13 protein-coding genes and 1 pseudogene are annotated in these 16,137 nt (G+C 40.4%); 7 read left to right on the top strand and 7 right to left on the bottom strand.

Annotated features, from left to right (window positions below; genetic code table 11):
• The first annotated feature begins 512 nt into the window (after nt 1-512).
• Nucleotides 513-1,391, top strand: a complete 879-nt coding sequence (locus FHG67_RS20055) for a hypothetical protein (protein ID WP_004501563.1) — start codon at nt 513-515, stop codon at nt 1,389-1,391.
• A 640-nt stretch (nt 1,392-2,031) separates the two neighbouring features.
• Here FHG67_RS20055 and FHG67_RS20045 read toward each other — a convergent pair.
• Both FHG67_RS20045 and FHG67_RS20040 read right to left on the bottom strand, forming a co-directional pair.
• Nucleotides 2,032-2,730 carry a class I SAM-dependent methyltransferase gene (locus FHG67_RS20045; protein WP_085986093.1) on the bottom strand — a complete coding sequence of 233 codons (699 nt, stop codon included), beginning with the start codon at nt 2,728-2,730 and terminating at the stop codon, nt 2,032-2,034.
• Between the two features lie 95 nt (nt 2,731-2,825).
• Nucleotides 2,826-4,166 (bottom strand): hypothetical protein, encoded by a 1,341-nt coding sequence (locus FHG67_RS20040; protein WP_061216613.1) that lies wholly within the window; start codon nt 4,164-4,166, stop codon nt 2,826-2,828.
• Nucleotides 4,167-4,274: 108 nt separating this feature from the next.
• On the opposite strand from FHG67_RS20040, the gene FHG67_RS20035 reads away from it, so the two are divergent.
• Together FHG67_RS20035 and FHG67_RS20030 are read left to right on the top strand one after the other, a co-directional pair.
• Nucleotides 4,275-6,287, top strand: coding sequence for a protein meaA (locus tag FHG67_RS20035; protein ID WP_004500819.1), 2,013 nt, complete (start codon nt 4,275-4,277; stop codon nt 6,285-6,287).
• An 18-nt stretch (nt 6,288-6,305) separates the two neighbouring features.
• Entirely contained in the window at nt 6,306-7,256 is a 951-nt protein-coding gene (locus FHG67_RS20030) for a P-loop NTPase family protein (protein ID WP_002619641.1), read from the top strand.
• Between the two features lie 347 nt (nt 7,257-7,603).
• On the opposite strand, the gene FHG67_RS20025 is transcribed toward FHG67_RS20030, so the two are convergent.
• Nucleotides 7,604-8,125 (bottom strand): DUF1564 domain-containing protein, encoded by a 522-nt coding sequence (locus tag FHG67_RS20025; protein WP_016759666.1) that lies wholly within the window; start codon nt 8,123-8,125, stop codon nt 7,604-7,606.
• 282 nt (nt 8,126-8,407) lie between these two features.
• Here FHG67_RS20025 and FHG67_RS22525 point away from each other — a divergent pair.
• Nucleotides 8,408-9,296: pseudogene (locus tag FHG67_RS22525) on the top strand (leucine-rich repeat domain-containing protein).
• Between the two features lie 413 nt (nt 9,297-9,709).
• Here FHG67_RS22525 and FHG67_RS20005 read toward each other — a convergent pair.
• Complete coding sequence (locus FHG67_RS20005) at nt 9,710-10,360, bottom strand: NADPH-dependent F420 reductase (RefSeq protein ID WP_036058979.1); 651 nt, start codon at nt 10,358-10,360, stop codon at nt 9,710-9,712.
• A gap of 833 nt (nt 10,361-11,193) precedes the next feature.
• Here FHG67_RS20005 and FHG67_RS20000 point away from each other — a divergent pair.
• On the top strand, nt 11,194-12,015 hold the full coding sequence (locus FHG67_RS20000; protein WP_004499153.1) for an acyl-CoA desaturase: 822 nt from the start codon (nt 11,194-11,196) through the stop codon (nt 12,013-12,015).
• 187 nt (nt 12,016-12,202) lie between these two features.
• On the opposite strand, the gene FHG67_RS19995 is transcribed toward FHG67_RS20000, so the two are convergent.
• Nucleotides 12,203-12,673 (bottom strand): hypothetical protein, encoded by a 471-nt coding sequence (locus FHG67_RS19995; protein ID WP_004499152.1) that lies wholly within the window; start codon nt 12,671-12,673, stop codon nt 12,203-12,205.
• On the bottom strand, nt 12,670-12,900 hold the full coding sequence (locus FHG67_RS21905; RefSeq protein ID WP_036076066.1) for a hypothetical protein: 231 nt from the start codon (nt 12,898-12,900) through the stop codon (nt 12,670-12,672). Before FHG67_RS21905 ends, FHG67_RS19995 begins: the two co-directional genes overlap by 4 nt.
• Nucleotides 12,901-13,235: 335 nt before the next feature.
• Between FHG67_RS21905 and FHG67_RS19990 the strand changes: the two genes are divergently transcribed.
• Nucleotides 13,236-14,135, top strand: a complete 900-nt coding sequence (locus FHG67_RS19990; RefSeq protein ID WP_004499147.1) for an NAD(+)/NADH kinase — start codon at nt 13,236-13,238, stop codon at nt 14,133-14,135.
• On the top strand, nt 14,132-14,473 hold the full coding sequence (locus tag FHG67_RS19985) for an STAS domain-containing protein (protein ID WP_002625173.1): 342 nt from the start codon (nt 14,132-14,134) through the stop codon (nt 14,471-14,473). Before FHG67_RS19990 ends, FHG67_RS19985 begins: the two co-directional genes overlap by 4 nt.
• Nucleotides 14,474-14,477: 4 nt before the next feature.
• On the opposite strand, the gene FHG67_RS19980 is transcribed toward FHG67_RS19985, so the two are convergent.
• Nucleotides 14,478-16,094, bottom strand: a complete 1,617-nt coding sequence (locus tag FHG67_RS19980) for a PhoX family protein (RefSeq protein ID WP_004502106.1) — start codon at nt 16,092-16,094, stop codon at nt 14,478-14,480.
• Nucleotides 16,095-16,137 lie beyond the last annotated feature (43 nt).

Here is a 16,137-nt window from a genome sequence, read left to right as displayed (position 1 = left end):
TCACTCGCCGAAATTCAAATTCGGATTTCCATATAATTTCAACGGCGACATACGGCAAGAATAGTTTTAACTTTTTCAATGCGTTTTCGTAAGCTTTTTAAAAACAATGATTTTTTATAAAAATCTATATTTGCGGTTTTTAATGTAGAGACTGTCTGTTTTTTGTGGGAAGTTTAAACTTTGAAAGTAGAGAAGTCTTATAGAAGAAAATTCAACACAATAATTTCTGCTTGACTACGTTGAAAGATTTTATCATAGAAAGAGAAGACTTTGGGTTATGTGAGTTCTGCCGAATTTCGAATTAAAAATTCCGCATAGACAGATCCGGGAAGTTTAAATACTTTATTTTATTGAAAATTGAGACTTCGTTGTTAGGAAACAGAAGGAATAATTGAGATCAAAATAAATACTATCCCCAATAAAATGTCCTATACGAATCCAACCATTGATACAATTAAAGAAATTTTATGTTAAATAAAATATCTAAATCTATTGTTATATTCGATTAAACAATGACTGAACTTAAAAATCTTGAAGAGAAATTAAATTCTAATTTAAATAGAATTTCGATTATTCGAATTGTTTCATGGTCCACTTTTGTTATTTTTTGGACATTCTCCTTTTGGACGATTTGTCAACAAACGATCTGGCTTCATAACTTTCAATTCTTTGCAAATTTACGTTTAGATTACTACTTATTCTTTTTTGGGTTATTAGTTAGTTATACAATTATTTTTCCAATTGCAAGGTATGCGGATAGGCGTCGAATAATATCTAATATTATTTTAGAATCCGAAGATGAAGAGCATACAAAATTTCTTGAATTCTGCAATATCATTAACAAAAGACTCAGTACAACTAAAAAATGTTTATTAGTAGAATCGAGTGAATCTGCATATTATAAATATTCAGCAGGGGCTTCAGAATTGCTCGATACTACAGAATTCCGACAAAGAATTAATTCCACATATAGAATATCAAGCAAGACCACGCATTATTCTTTTGAAACTGACGCCGTACAGATAACGCTTCTTGGAAGTATGGTATTAATCTTCCATTGGCGATCTCGAAAATTTTCGGTGCGTCAATCAATTAACTTTTATGGCTCACTCGAACGCTTTCATTTCATATGGGATGAGCAAATTCCTGTTGATTCGCAGATTTTACAATACCAATGGAAATATACAAATAAGAATGGTAGACCAGACCAAAGATTTAAAGATAATTATCAGATTCCAACTTTATTGTTTTGGTCATTTGAAATCGAAACAAACGAAGAAATACTGCAGATCCTTCTTAGCGATTCTTCTATGGGAGAAGATATAGCTAAAGCAATAGAAGATTTCAAAGCTATAGTTAGTTCAAATAAAATTTCAGAAGAAGGCGTTTAAGAATACAGAATGAGCAAAAAGCGCAAACAACCCAACCCCACTGTCATACTTTTACTTGTCATTACAATGATCATTCTAACAGCGGTTGCTTATTACAAATGGTTTAAGCGAATTTCGCAGTCCATGTTAGATGTAAAACTAAAAATCTCAATTTATTTTTTTCATTTCGCAAACGTGGCCTTGATTATCACAGCAATTTTTCATAATACTCCCTTAGCTAAAGATTACGGATTTATAAATTTTATCATAGAATTCAGTTTTTCATCACTCATTGCCTTCATTCCAAGCTTAATCCTACAATGGGGTTTAGAAAAAATTCAACTTATACTTAGGCGGGCTGATATTGTTTAAAATTTTTTCTAAGGTTTTAAACTCTTTCATTAGAGTTGTTGAAAAATTACCAATTAAAACGTTTACCAAAAAATAAATGAAGGTTCCAAAGTCGTGCGGCTTAAAACGGCAGTCAGCAATCCTGTGTAAATGACGCTCTCCAAAAAGAATCTAATTTCAATCGATCCCAAAGAAGGGAAAACTGATTCATAGCTTGAACCAAAGCGAGTTGCTCTCGAAGGAAGTAGACAATTAGAGGAAAATCTTAAGAATTTCAGTTCCTCTAAAAAGCGAGAAGGGATATAACGCCTCACTCGTCCTTAAACAATTCATCCGTAAATCTTGAATCTCCGACCAATCTACTTTCCAAAAAATTAAAACCGACTCTTCGAAAATACGGTTCAATGACCTTGAGATATTGTTTTTTGGTTCTCACGTAAGCGTAAGGATCTTCAAAGGAGATATCCTTTTTCATTCGAATATAATCTTCCTTTGTGGGAACGGAGAAATAAAGATACTTAACGATTTTATGAAGTTTTTCGAATACAGGTCTCAGATCACCTTTGATGTATTGAACCACGGAGTTGCAAATACCAAGATCAAATGGAAGATGTATAAAATACGTAAGATCCAATTCCTGGACAGTTGTGTTCAACACGGAAACATTCCATGAACGAATCCATTTCTGAGCGAAAAGTTCGTCGAGCATCTGTTCGGAAGGATCAATGGCAAGGACCCTTCCGGGTTTGAAGATTTTCACCATTTCTTTTAAGAGTATCCCTTTACCGAACCCGAAATCCGCCACCGAATTCACGTTTATTTCCATCAAATTCAGAATAGATTTCGCATAACGCGCATGTTCCTTCGCATTGAACGTGGCATCTACGTCCGTTCCCGAACCGTAAATATCTCTCCAATACTCGGCCTCGAACGGTTGGCCGTTGGCTCCCAAAGCCAAGTCTTCGTTTTCCAAAGGCTCTTCCTGTTTCCGATTCGGCTTGAAGTTCAATTTTTCTTTATAGAAGGATAAAGATACCACCGGATTCTTTCCTTTAGAAACGGAGTTCTTATTTTTTGCAGTCGATTTTTTTTTCCAGATCGACTTCAAGGATTCAGTTCCGGACTTAACGCAGAGATAGAAAATATTCTCGTTAGAAAACGGCTAAGTCTCTTCTCCCCGGTTTTCGAAGAAAGTTGAGTTTTTGCTTTTTCAACTTGAATCTTAATCTGTGTATTCTCCTTTTCACCGGAGATAACTTTCGTCAAAAATCCGGTAATTAATATCTGTTCTCCCGATAAAAATACGAATTGAGGATTTTTAAACTTATAACGTCTGAGCATCTCTCTTTTATCCGCGAGCCAGATCTCCTCAAGAAACAGATAATCCCGATTTTTCCATTCCTTCGGTCGAATCGATTGTAATCTTTGCTTGGAATGAAAATACACGTAAGACGAAACAGAAGGACTCGTATAGACTCTTTCGTCCGTCTGAATCACTCCCCTACTCTTTAAGCTCACAAGATCCTTCGTGAAGGCTCCGAGTTTGGTCGCGTCAAGTCCGGATGTCGGTTTAACGGAAAAATAAACAGACACGAGAAGGATCACGATCAAGACCGCACTCGCCGCCACGGTGTTAAGCTCTTTTTCGGATTTTAAAAGGAAGTTTCCGATATATAAAATTAAAAACAAAGGCCCAAAATTGGAGAGATAACTCCAGAGTAATTTGTAGAACATTTCGAAAGAATTTACGCCGTAGAAATTTGTGACGATCAAAACAGTCAACAACGTAAGGAAGATTCCCATATACGCGAGCAAGACCAACTGAGGGATATTCCTTCTCTTAAAAAAAACGGATTGATGTTTTTTTCTTTCTCGGATTCCTACTGTTCCCGCCTTCACTACAAAAATCGTAAAACCGACTAAAAAGATCGTAAAGTGAGAGAAAAAACTTCCAAGGATACAGACGATGAGAATGAATATGTCGCCCAAAGTTTCCATCCTAAACGCAAGAAAAAGAATCAAAAGAAAAAATAAGCTCAAACATTCCGGATACAAAACCAGAGGTATGGAATAAGTCAGAGGAGTGATCGCGGACAAATAACAGAGAATATAATGATTCGGTTTCCATTTTTCCCTCTGAAAAATCAATCCGATCCAATGAATCCCAAGCGAAAAAATAAATGCGGAAAATGTAAACAAAGCCGTGGTATAGTTGAGTCCTGTGACCGATTTCCAAAGACTCAGAACCAAAAACGGAAGAGGAGGTTGATCGGAGAAAAACTTTCCTTCTTCGGTTAAGGAACGGAGATTGGCGAGCATTTCCATCGCCTCCGGATTCAAAGGTTCTCCGAACCAGTTGTAAAGTACAGAAAGAACGACCGTAAGGCCGATCACAGATAGGAAAAGGAAGACTAGGTTGGCTTTATTACTTCTTTCTAAGTCCATTGGAGCTCGTAGGGTTTTTGCGGAAATCAGAGCAAGGATAAAAATTTGGGTGAAATTCTACCAACACATTTTGAAGTATCAACGAGACATCGAATCGGGACAAAATTCATGGAAAATAAAAATCATATCCTATACGACAAATCCGGCAAACCCTCCAAAGAACCTGCTTGGATTTTCAGAACGTACGCGGGGCACACAAACGCGAGAGAATCTAACGAACTTTTTAGAAAAAATCTATCCAAAGGACAAACCGGTCTTTCCATCGCCTTTGACTTGGCAACTCAATGCGGTTATAGTTCCGATCACGCAATTGCAAAACCGGAAATCGGGAAAGTCGGTGTTCCGATCAATACCCTGGAAGATTTCAGAATCCTTTTTAACCAGATCCCGATCGAAGAGATGAACACCTCGATGACGATCAACGGAACTTCGATGTATCTTTTGTCCCTTTACGTTGCCCTTGCCCAGGAACGCGGAGTAGACGTTTCCCTTCTTCAAGGAACCACTCAGAACGACATCATCAAAGAATACCTCGCAAGGGGAACGTACATCTTTCCTCCCGCGCAATCCATACGAGTCATCGTCGACATGTACGAATATTGCCTGAAAAACATTCCGAAATGGAACCCTTCCAACATTTGTTCGTATCACTTGCAAGAAGCCGGAGCGACTCCCGTGCAGGAACTCGCGTTCGCGCTCGCGACGGCAATGGCGATTCTAGACGCGATCAAGGAAAGAAATTGTTTCACACCCGACGAGTTCGAACAATGCGTGGGAAGAATTTCATTCTTCGTAAACGCGGGAATTCGTTTTGTGGAGGAGATGTGCAAGATGCGCGCCTTTACGGAAATGTGGGACGAGATTACAAAAAACCGTTATCAGGTAAAACAGGAAAAATACCGCCGTTTCCGTTACGGAGTTCAGGTAAATTCTCTGGGGCTTACCGAGGAACAACCAGAAAACAACGCGTGGAGAATTCTAATCGAAGCGTTAGGCGTCACCATGAGCCGAGATGCAAGATGTAGGGCCCTTCAGCTTCCCGCGTGGAACGAAGCGCTTTCTCTTCCCAGACCTTGGGATCAACAATGGTCTTTACGATTGCAACAGGTTCTCGCGTATGAAACGGATCTTCTGGAATATCCAGATCTATTCGAAGGTTCTAAAGTTGTCGAAAGCAAAGTAAAAGAACTTAAAGAAGAAGCTTATAAAGAAATCCAAAAAATTCTCGATATGGGCGGCGCGGTCAAGGCGATCGAAAACGGTTATATGAAATCTCAGCTTGTTAAGTCCCAAGCGGAACGTCTTGCTAAGATCAACAACAATGAACTCATCGTCGTCGGTAAAAATAAATGGACTGAAGGAACTCCTTCTCCACTCATGACCGATCAAGACGGAGGAGTTTTTAAAGTCGATCGCCAGTCCGCGGAAGAAACTTTGGAAGTACTCGCAAAAGTAAAATCGGCAAGAGACGTGAAGAAAGTCCAAGAGACCCTCTCACAACTTGAAGCGGACGCTAAAGCCGATAAAAATCTAATGCACGCTTCCATAGAATGTGCAAAAGCGGGAGTTTCAACCGGAGAATGGGCGGATGTTCTCAGATCCGTGTTCGGAGAATATAGACCTGCCACCGGTGTAGAAGGACAAAAACTCAATCTCGAAACCGAAAAAGTGATCCGAGTAAGAGGAAAAGTGGAAGCGTTCCTTAAAGCGAGCGGCTCCAGACCTAAGATCGTAGTCGGCAAACCGGGGTTAGACGGACATTCCAACGGAGCTGAGATGATCGCGGTATCCGCAAAACACGCCGGATTCGACGTGATCTATTCCGGAATTCGTTTAACACCGGAAGAAATCGTTCAGACCGCAGTAGAGGAAAACGCGGACGTAATCGGAGTTTCGATTCTTTCCGGATCTCATCAGGAATTGGCCGAACAGATCTTCCAGGAATTAAAACACTATAAAGCAGATATCCCTGTCGTATTCGGAGGGATCATCCCTCCGGGAGACTTCGACGCCCTTTTAAAACTCGGAGTCAAAGCTATCTTTACTCCGAAAGACTACGATCTCATGGACGTGATGGAAAGAATTATCGACATCATCTCTCAGACTGTAAAAGCCGCATAACGCGGATACGGGCACACGGTGAAACATCGTAAAGAAGATCTAGCGGAACTCATCGAAGGGGCGCGCGTAGGAGAAAAATTTCCTATCGCGAAACTCATCTCCGGCGTTGAAAAACCGGATTCTTTCGAGTTTAGAAAAAACCTCTTCGAGTCTCTTGCTTCTCAAGGTCTTACGGGCCAAAATTCTCTCACCGTGGGTTTTACCGGAACTCCCGGGGCCGGAAAATCTTCCTTACTCGGAGAATTGGCGATTCAATTTCTAAAAGCCGACGACGAAGAAACGATGGCGATCGTCGCGATCGATCCTTCCAGCCATATCTCCGGTGGTTCTTTGCTCGGCGATAGAACCCGCCTCTCTCTTCCCGCAAGAGAGAAAAGGATCTATTTCCGTTCCCAACCAAGCCAATTGGAGTTAGGCGGAGTCAATCCATATACGTATCACGTGATCCGTTTGCTTCGCTGTTTCTTTCGTTATGTGTTTATCGAAACCGTCGGAATCGGTCAAAACGAGATCGAAGTTTCGAAACTTACGGATCTTTCTTTTCTCGTTTTACAACCGTTAGGTGGTGATCAGGTTCAGTTTATGAAAAGCGGAATCATGGAAGTTCCAGATTCTTTTATTCTCAACAAATGCGACGAAGAGGTTCTTGCGAATTCCAGCTATCATATGTTAATTTCCACTCTGGAATTTTTAAAAGACGTCATGCCGGGAAAAAATCTTCCCCCCGTTTTTAAAACTTCCGCAAAAACCAAGTATGGAATCGGCAATCTTCTGGAATTTATCCGCAAGTCAAAACCCGTCGTCGATCGTTCCGTAGAAACGGATCTTCAGCTCAAGAAATGGATCAAAAACGAATACGGCAATTTCGGCTTGAAGATCATCGAACATCTTCCCTACTCGGGTCCCGAAAATTTTGAAACTCTGGAAGGAATAGCCCTCCGAGAAATTCGGAAAAATCTACAGTTTTAGAATCGATCTTCTCGGATTTGTGTCCGTGAAACGTGTGTTAAAACCTAACTTAACGTGAGTTCGGCGCGGTTCATTTTTCTGAATTTGAACTTTGTAAATTGATTCTTAAATTGTGGGAACTACAACAAATCTCGATTTTACGAATAAATTCTAAAACTAGGAACTCCTAATTTTAGAAAATTCTTTCTCATTTCCTTACGAACTTGCTCACGTTAACTTACGATCGTTTCGTCCAAGGATGTGTTTTGAAGTCCGTTTGAATCATCCCCTAATGAGACTTTAGTAAAATATAGAAAGCGGTTTTCGTATATTACGTTTGTGATTCGATACTCAGTTTCGACGAATAGTCAGGAACCCCGGAGATCGCGTTCGGTCATTGGGTTCGGTTTGAATTCCAATTCCCTGGATATTAGATTTTGTCGTAAATCGAGCGTCCAGATCATTCTGTAAGTCCCATGAAAACTAGGAACTCCTCTATTTAAAGTCTCCACGATAGAATCTCCCACTCCGACGTCTTCCAACCAAAGCATATAATTAAAAAGATAACACCTTGATACACCGTGCGCTGCCGCAAGCGCACCTAAAATCGCCCAAGTCCCAGTATTCACACGAATACTGAATTTTTTCATTTTCCCGACTCCCCGGTTGTATTTGATTTTACCCGCCTTACAATGGAGACGTTTCATCGCCGCAATGTATTTCCCGTATCTTCGTAATAGAAACGGAAGACGTCTCGGAAGAATTTTTTTCTCTTCCCGACTCAAACGATCCCAATAAGCAAACGGAACCAAAAGAGAATCCAAACCGAACGGACCCTCAATCAAGGCAGATTCAATTTTTTGACCGTCATCCAATAAAAGAATATCCATATTAAAGAACGGTTCTTAGAACTTTCTGTGCCGAGTGATTTTAGAGAATTTTTTGAATCGAACGTAGATTTAAATTTCGAACATGTTTTAAATCCCAAATTCACTCTTAACGAAACGTGCGAGTTTTCATAAATTACGCCACCTACACTTTCAAAGTTTCACACTGAAATATAAATTTGTAGTAGTTCCTACATTTTAAGATTAGGATAGATTCTTAGCATTGACTGTGATTGAGACACCATTATGCTGGAGAATAAATTCGAAATCCCGGATAACGTAAAAATGAAACATCATTTTGGAGACCTTTTGGATAGAACATACGGGCATTGGGCCATCCTGCCTAACATAGAAAGACATAAATATCATCTAGACGATTGGTCTCAAGCTCAAAAATTCTGTTTCAATTGCCACCATCTACGGCAACGACCTAAACTGGAAAACAATCGGATCCTTACCTAAACTAAAAGAACTGACGCTTCATCAACCAAATAAAGAGCAGCTTAATTTTGTAGCAATACTTGGTAAACTTAAAAGATTAAGGATTACTCATGCTCGCCCCAAGACCATTGATTTTCTAATCAGGCTTCAAAACGTAGAAGAGTTAGTCTTAGAATATGTTTCCGGTTTTGAAAGTGTGGAGCCAATCGGGGAATTAAAAAATCTCAAAGCCTTACACATCGAAAACGTTCGAAGAATCACAAACTTTTCCGGACTCGGTCGCGCCCAAGAACTTCGTTATCTCAGTATTAACGGTACATTTGACTGGGCCCAACCGATTGAAAGTTTTGATTTTCTTTCCGGACTGAACCAATTAGAATTTTTTAGCCTCGGATTTGTAAGATCACTCGCAAAAACTCCGGCCTTAGAAGCGTTGGCATGTTTAACAAGTCTTAAAGAAATCCGCATACCTAATCACATTTTTACACTATTAGATTATGCTTTACTGGAAACAGGCTTATCCGGAGTAAAAGGTTCGACTTTTCCGCCCTTTAAAAAATACATGTCGGGTCTTGATACAGACGGAGAATGGTTCTATTTACTAGGCAAAAAAGCGGGAAGAATTAAAGGTTCCTCTCCAAAAGCGAAAGAGAAATGTGAAACACACTTAAAAGCGTACGAAGAAACAAAGATAAACGCCCGCAAACTTTTAGATACACTCGCCAAAAGATAAGCATCGAAAAAAATACCTTTAAAATATTATGTTTTTTGCAATAGAGTTGTAGAAAAATTTCATGGTTCAGATTAGAAATCGCTTCAAACATCCATTTCAATGAAGCAGAAACGGATAGAAAATTAATTTTTCAAAAACTCTAATTAAAACCTACAACTCGCTCCTTTTCAATGCACATTCAAAAAATATAAAAACTCCTGTCCAAATTGTATTCGAAAATTAGAATCTATTAGGCATTTTCGAATACGAGAATTAAAAATCATTCTTCCAAATAAAAACGAATTCGAAAAACAGTATACACTACTTTCGAAAGTGCAGGGTGGCCATCGACTTTTAACGAATTCGTCGCAAAATTTACAAGCATTCAAAAAAGCGAGGACGATCATCTTTTTACCGGATGTTATCCTCCTGAGTTATTTCAGAAGTTTAAACGCGTGTGTCCAAGATTGAGATAGAAATCCAGGAATACACCAGAGAATACAAAGAGGTTCGATCGCTCTCGCAGCTTCCGCTTTTCCCATGTCTTCGATTTCCCAACCGAAAAGATTCAAGATTTCCTTTACTTGTTTTTTGGCGGATTCGTCGTTTCCGCAAATGAACATGCTCGGCTTTCCGTCTTTTAAGTGAGGATTTACCATCAAACCGCTTCCGACGGAGTTGAAACATTTTACGAAGTTCGCCTTGGGAACCTGCTTCTGGAATTGTTCCATTAGAGATTCATTGTATGTTGTAAAAAATTTCAAGACTCCGTTTTGGGGCGATTCTTCCCCGATCGGATTGGTTGTATCGATGATCGTTTTACCATTCAAAGAATCTATTCCAGCCAACTTTAACACCTCGGACGCGGCATTTCCTTTGGAGGCCAGCACAAGAATTTCTCCGAAGTTGGCGGCGTCCTCAAATGACCCAACCGACGCACTTGTTCCCGCCTTGGATAACCAATCTTTGAGTTTTCCGGAATCTCTCGTACCGATTTTTACTTCGGCCCCATATTTTAAAAATCCGTTTGCGAGAGTCTGCCCTACTACGCCGGAACCTAAAATTCCGATTTTTTTTCCTTTCATAAGTTCTCCTTTTTCATTCTCTTCGATTCCATTTTCTTGGTAAGAATCAAACACGTTTTTAATAAAACGCCTTAAAACTCAAAGCTAATTCTAAAACTATACAACAAAAATAATATATATATTTTTCACGACAAAGAACCTCTTCTAATTAACGTGAGCAGGGTCGTAAGAAACCCATGATTCATTTTTCTGAAAAGAATTGGAGTCTGATCTTTGTAAATTGATTCTTAAAATAAGAAAATCAGCACAAATCACGATTTTACGAACAAATTCCGAAATTGTAGGAATTTCTACTTTTAGAAAATTCTTTCTTATTTTCAACCACCGAACTCACATTAAACTCAAATCTTGCTCCCAACCATAACCAACCCCACAAATTAAGAAGACTTTTGGGATAATAAGGATCAAAACTGATATTTTTCAAGTGTTCCGACAAGAATGATACTTTTTACTTGCAAGAAGTATGATTTTCTGATAGAGAAAAATCTCCCGAGTCTTTCCGCCTCCAGGCTCAATGATTTGCTCCCTACGGGTCGCTCATCACCCTCCACCAAAAATAAGGGTGGGAACTAAGTTTCAGAGAGGATTTGTCGTAATTCCGACAGATTTATCTTCCGATCCAAGTAATTGTGGATAAGGTTATAGCTTCCCATGGAGCGCCATCTTGTCTTATAGTAATTTCTTAAATAAAAAAACTTGGAACTTGGTTGCTCATTTCCCGAAAAACAGACTTAAAAGATCAAAAAATTTCGCTTTTTTTAAAATAATTCCCAACTTTTCTGCAACCTGCGCAGTATTAACCGCTCATAGTATTCAACAGGAGTTAATACCAAATGGTGATTATTCTATCTTTCTTTATCGGGCATTGGTTCTTATCGGCTTTTGTCCAATCGTTCTTTCTACACAGATACGCGGCTCACGCAATGTTTAAGATGAATAAGTTTTGGGAAAAATTTTTTCACATTTTCACTTGTGTGGCACAAGGCTCCTCGTTCTTAAATCCGCGCGCTTATGCGATTATGCACAGACAACACCACGCATACAGCGATACCGGAAAAGATCCCCATTCTCCGATTGCCTCTAAAGGATTTTTGGACATGATGTGGAAAACCGCGCTCAATTACGAGGCAATCTTAGACAGAAAAGCGAATGTAGAAAAAGAATTTAGAGGCAACTACCCCGAGTGGCCGGCAATCGATAGACTCAGCGACTCCTGGACCTTCAGATTGTTCTGCGGAACCCTTTACACGTTATTCTACCTTTATTTCGTTCCCGCAGGACAGTACGGATGGTATCTGCTACTTCCAATCCACTGGGTGATGGGACCGCTTCACGGCGCAATCGTGAACTGGTGCGGGCATATGTATGGTTATAGAAATCATAAAAAAAATCCGGACAATTCGAAGAACACTCTGTTTGTGGACTTTATGATCGCAGGCGAATTGTATCAAAACAATCACCATGCTCATCCCAATTCTCCAAACTTCGCGTTCCGCTGGTTCGAACTGGATCTTACGTATCAAATAATGAAGGTCCTTCACTTATTGAAAATCATCAAAATCCAAAGAGCGATTTGGACCGAAAAAGGAAAAAAAGCGCTTCGCGGATCCGACGTTCCTATCGAAACAACATCCGCTTCTACAGCCGCCGCGTAACGCGTCTTTTCCTATTCCCAGATCCCGATCATCATAGAAAGGGATCTGTTGAAAGAATCCTTTTCCGTATCCATTGGGCCGGCCCGATTTCTCGAAATATAAGGATATTTATATATTCTGATTTTCGAACTCAGACACACAGCATGTCTTATTGGATTTTCACCATAAATCCAATACCGGTGACCGTTCACTCCAAATTTTGGAGATCTTTTAGAATTTCCTCTTCGTAATTTTTTTTCAATCGATCCAAAAAGTTTTCCTGTAAGGAAATCTTATCGTTCAAGAACAGAGAAAACAAACCGATTAACAGACTTCTCTTATCTTCAAAGCCAGAAAACAACCATTCCAAAAGCTCCAGCGCAAGATCCACTCTTTCTTCGATTTTGATCATATTACGAAATTCTTGTTTGATCCCTTCTTCCCGATTCTCTCTCAAAAGATTCCGGATCTTTTCCGGATAAAGATTGAGCAAGGTTTGTTTTTTAGCGTTAGGTGTACATACAAAATGATTGCGACCCGGAGGAAGATGCGACAAGATCGCTTCTTCTGCGGTTTGAGAAGAAACGCCGCTTTCCAGGAGAGTTTTTAAGAGCACTTCTCCCAATAAAAAATCCCGAAAAGGATAAAAAGGAAATCCGGAATTTACATCCGAACTCATTCTTTTCCGATCTCCGATTGTCTACAGACTTTTTTAGAAAAGCTTTCGAAAGAAGCGACTTTTTTTGTAAGTTCGAAAAAACAAAACACTGCCTTGTAATATTCGTCTTTGTGAAAGAAATAAAATTCGGATTTTCTCATTAGGGTTTTAGTTTGATTTCTTTGGAAGCTTGCGACCGCAACTGCAATCGATAGAAAAAGCAACGGGTAATTTTCTGGAGATATCATTGATCTTTTCTAGAAAAACTCTGACACAAATACAGAACCTTCCGCCATTCCTTTTTCAGATATCGTACTTTCTATGAGCCTTTTCTTCCTCGCCCAATTTTCGGATTTGCCGTTTTGCTGGGACATAAAGTCTTTTATCAACATAACTATATTTTCACGTTTCTGATCGCCAAACCGGGGCAGATTTCTAGAGTAACCTTCAATGCTATGGGTTCAAGTGATAATTCGGCTTTGATATCGAAAAAACAAAATGAGTATCTTCAATCCCCGAACTTTCTTTGAAAAAATCTCGATCATTTGTAACTAAATTCATTTCTTGTATTTGGATCATTTTCATGTCCCTAGAAAAACTAAAGGCAACCGAACGAGTCCTCATTTTAGGTAAACGAACCAAATTCGAGTTGGACCTGGAAGAATGGGGATCGCTCCAAAAGATCGAAAAAATTTATAGGATTCAAAACGATTCTTTTGCAAGGATCCACGAATCCCATCTCAGACAACTTTCCAATCGAGAAACTCTCAAGCGCCTTTTTCCAAACAGCACTTTTATTTTTCGAAAAGATATGGATCGTAATCCTCCTTCCGATTATGATCTCGTGATCGCTTTGGGCGGAGACAATCATTTCACGTTCGTCGCGCACCACGCCGTGGACACGCTCGTTTTGGGATGTAATTCCGATCCGCCTACGTCCGTCGGAGCGCTTCTTTCCTTTCATGTAGAAGATATTAAAAAAGCACTTGAGACGAACTGGGAAAATGCGATCATTGAAGAGTGGCCCTTGATTGAAGTCAAGATAGACTATCCGAACGGAAGGAATGTCAGCACTCTACGAGGAATCAGCGAAATTTCGATCCGAAATAATAGCCCCGATCTAACCAGCCGATTTCTGATCTGTCACGGCAACAAAATGGAAGAACAAAAATGTTCGGGACTTCTAGTTTATACCGGAGCGGGTTCTACCGGCTGGGTTATGTCCTGTGAAAATACAGACACAAGTTTTGACAAACAATCCCCTTTCTTCAAAGTCTATTGCAGAGAACTTAGAAAAAAGGGACATACTCAGTATGCTCTGGACCATTTTACGGTCGCCGATAGTTTCAGTCTAATTTCGGAAATGAAAGGAGGAATTTCGATCGATTCTCTTGCGGAAACGATTTACGATTTTCCGCCGGGTGCAAAAGCTGAGTTTAGCCTCTCTAAAAAAAAATTACACGTAGTGGTTCGTAAATTATGAGTCAATTGAACATCAAAAAGAAAGAAATCTCGTCCGAAATTTTCGTTTATATACTCGACGGCAGATTGGATGAAAACAGTTTTACTGATTTTAAAAGCGAGGTCATCGACCCTCCGCATCCGAACGCAGTGATTCTAAACCTAAACGAACTCAAATACATTTCCAGTTCGGGTATACGTTCCATCTTCGAACTGAGATACAAACTTTTAAACGACGGTAAAAAACTATTTTTGACGGAAGCTTCCGACAAAGTAATCCAGATTTTCAACCTTTTAGGACTTTGGAAACCTTTCACTCACTTTATCACGGAAGCAGAAGCGATCGAAGCCGCCAAGTAATCGATCACTTTAAATAAATTGCAACTACTCCGGGCCTTGGTATGGAGTTCCCTCCGTGAGGCCAACGGCTCGTGGGATTACGATAGTCCTTCGTGGTTTCTCCCGGATGTTGGACGGAGAGGAATAGCTCCTTTTGATCCGGAGTGAACCAGAGTCCTGTAAATTCCGCTCCGATGGGAGAAGAAGCGAATTGAAACGCCCTACCTACATCCGGGCCTTGGGTCCGAATCACAAACAATCCGTTGTTTCCAAATTTCTTATATACGGATCTGTTTAAGTTCTTACCGGAAATATCGGTCACGATCCAGAGATTCCCTTTTTTATCAAACGCCAAATTGTCGGGAGCGGCAAATCCCGAACCAGTTCCTCCCGCAACAAACACTTCAAAATCGAATTCCAGTCCCGCGTGGTCCCCGGATTTTTCCCGGATGCGGAGAATTTGTCCGAATAAATTTCCGTGTCTGTCATTGTTGGTCATCGCGATAAAAACAGTGCCGTCCAACGGATGGATTTCTATGTCTTCGGGACGATCCATCGGAGTCGCACCGCAAATTCTAGCGGCGCTTCTACAATGGACGAGAACGTCCGCTTGGGTTTCAAAATGTCTATCACCGTTTTCTTTTTTAGAATTTCTTAATGTTTCGTTCGACTCCAAATCAAGAGGAATCCAAATTCCATTATCGAAGTCCGCCGCATATAAAATTCCCGCTTCGAGTAGGGAGGAATTTTCCACTCCCAGAAACGGATCGTAAGAATCCTTGGATACGAACTTATAGACACATTCGTCGCGAGCGTCGTCTCCCATATAAACCACGATTTTGCCGGAGGAAGACAAAACAACCGCAGCGTTCTCGTGGGCAAATCGTCCCAAAGCGGTATGTTTGACCGGAACGGATTTGGGATCGAACGGATCCACCTCGATCACCCAGCCGTAATGGGTTTCGTGCGGAAGTTTGCAGGGTTCTATGATCCATTCCACATTTTCTTCGCACGAAAGAACGGTATTCCAAAAAGTAACCCCTCCCGCACAGTTCGCAAACGTACCGAAAACCTTGTTCGTATTTCCCACCGCGGCACTTCCGGCGGCGGGACCCGTTAGACGAAATTCTGTAAGTCCATTGATTCTTCTTCCGTAAGAGGAATCGGGAGAAAGAGTCCAGTCCCCGTTCTTTTTCGCGATTCGAATTACAGAACCGCCCAACGCGTACAAATATTGTTCGATCTGCTTGTCCGTTCTCTCGTTGGGTCCTTGCTTCTGACTGTCGTACCCGTTCACGTAGTATTCCAAAACTCCGAGAGTCTCGTGATTGTTCCAGAGAAGTCCCGTATCCTTCTTACCCCCAAAGGGGAAAAAACAATTGAAGTCGGAATTAAAACCGAACGTATCCCCTTGAGGATTTATCCGATCTCCGTAAAGAGCGATTGTGTTGTATCGATAACCGGGAGATAAGATCAAAGAATCTTGTTCACTCGGAGAGATCGGTTGAAACCGCTCATTCGATTTGGAACGAATGAATTCTTTCGACTTCGCGGAAGCCGAAAGAATTCCGGATTTTGCAATCGCCAACGCGGACGCACCCTTTCCTAAATACCGCAAGAATTGAGATCTGGACAGATTCATACGTCGAACTTTTCAGAATTTAAAAAGATCGCTATCCTGAATT

The organism is Leptospira weilii (assembly GCF_006874765.1).
Lineage (GTDB): Bacteria > Spirochaetota > Leptospiria > Leptospirales > Leptospiraceae > Leptospira > Leptospira weilii.
The sequence above is the reverse complement of the archived record's forward strand: the minus strand, read 5'-3'. Positions and strand labels throughout refer to the sequence as shown.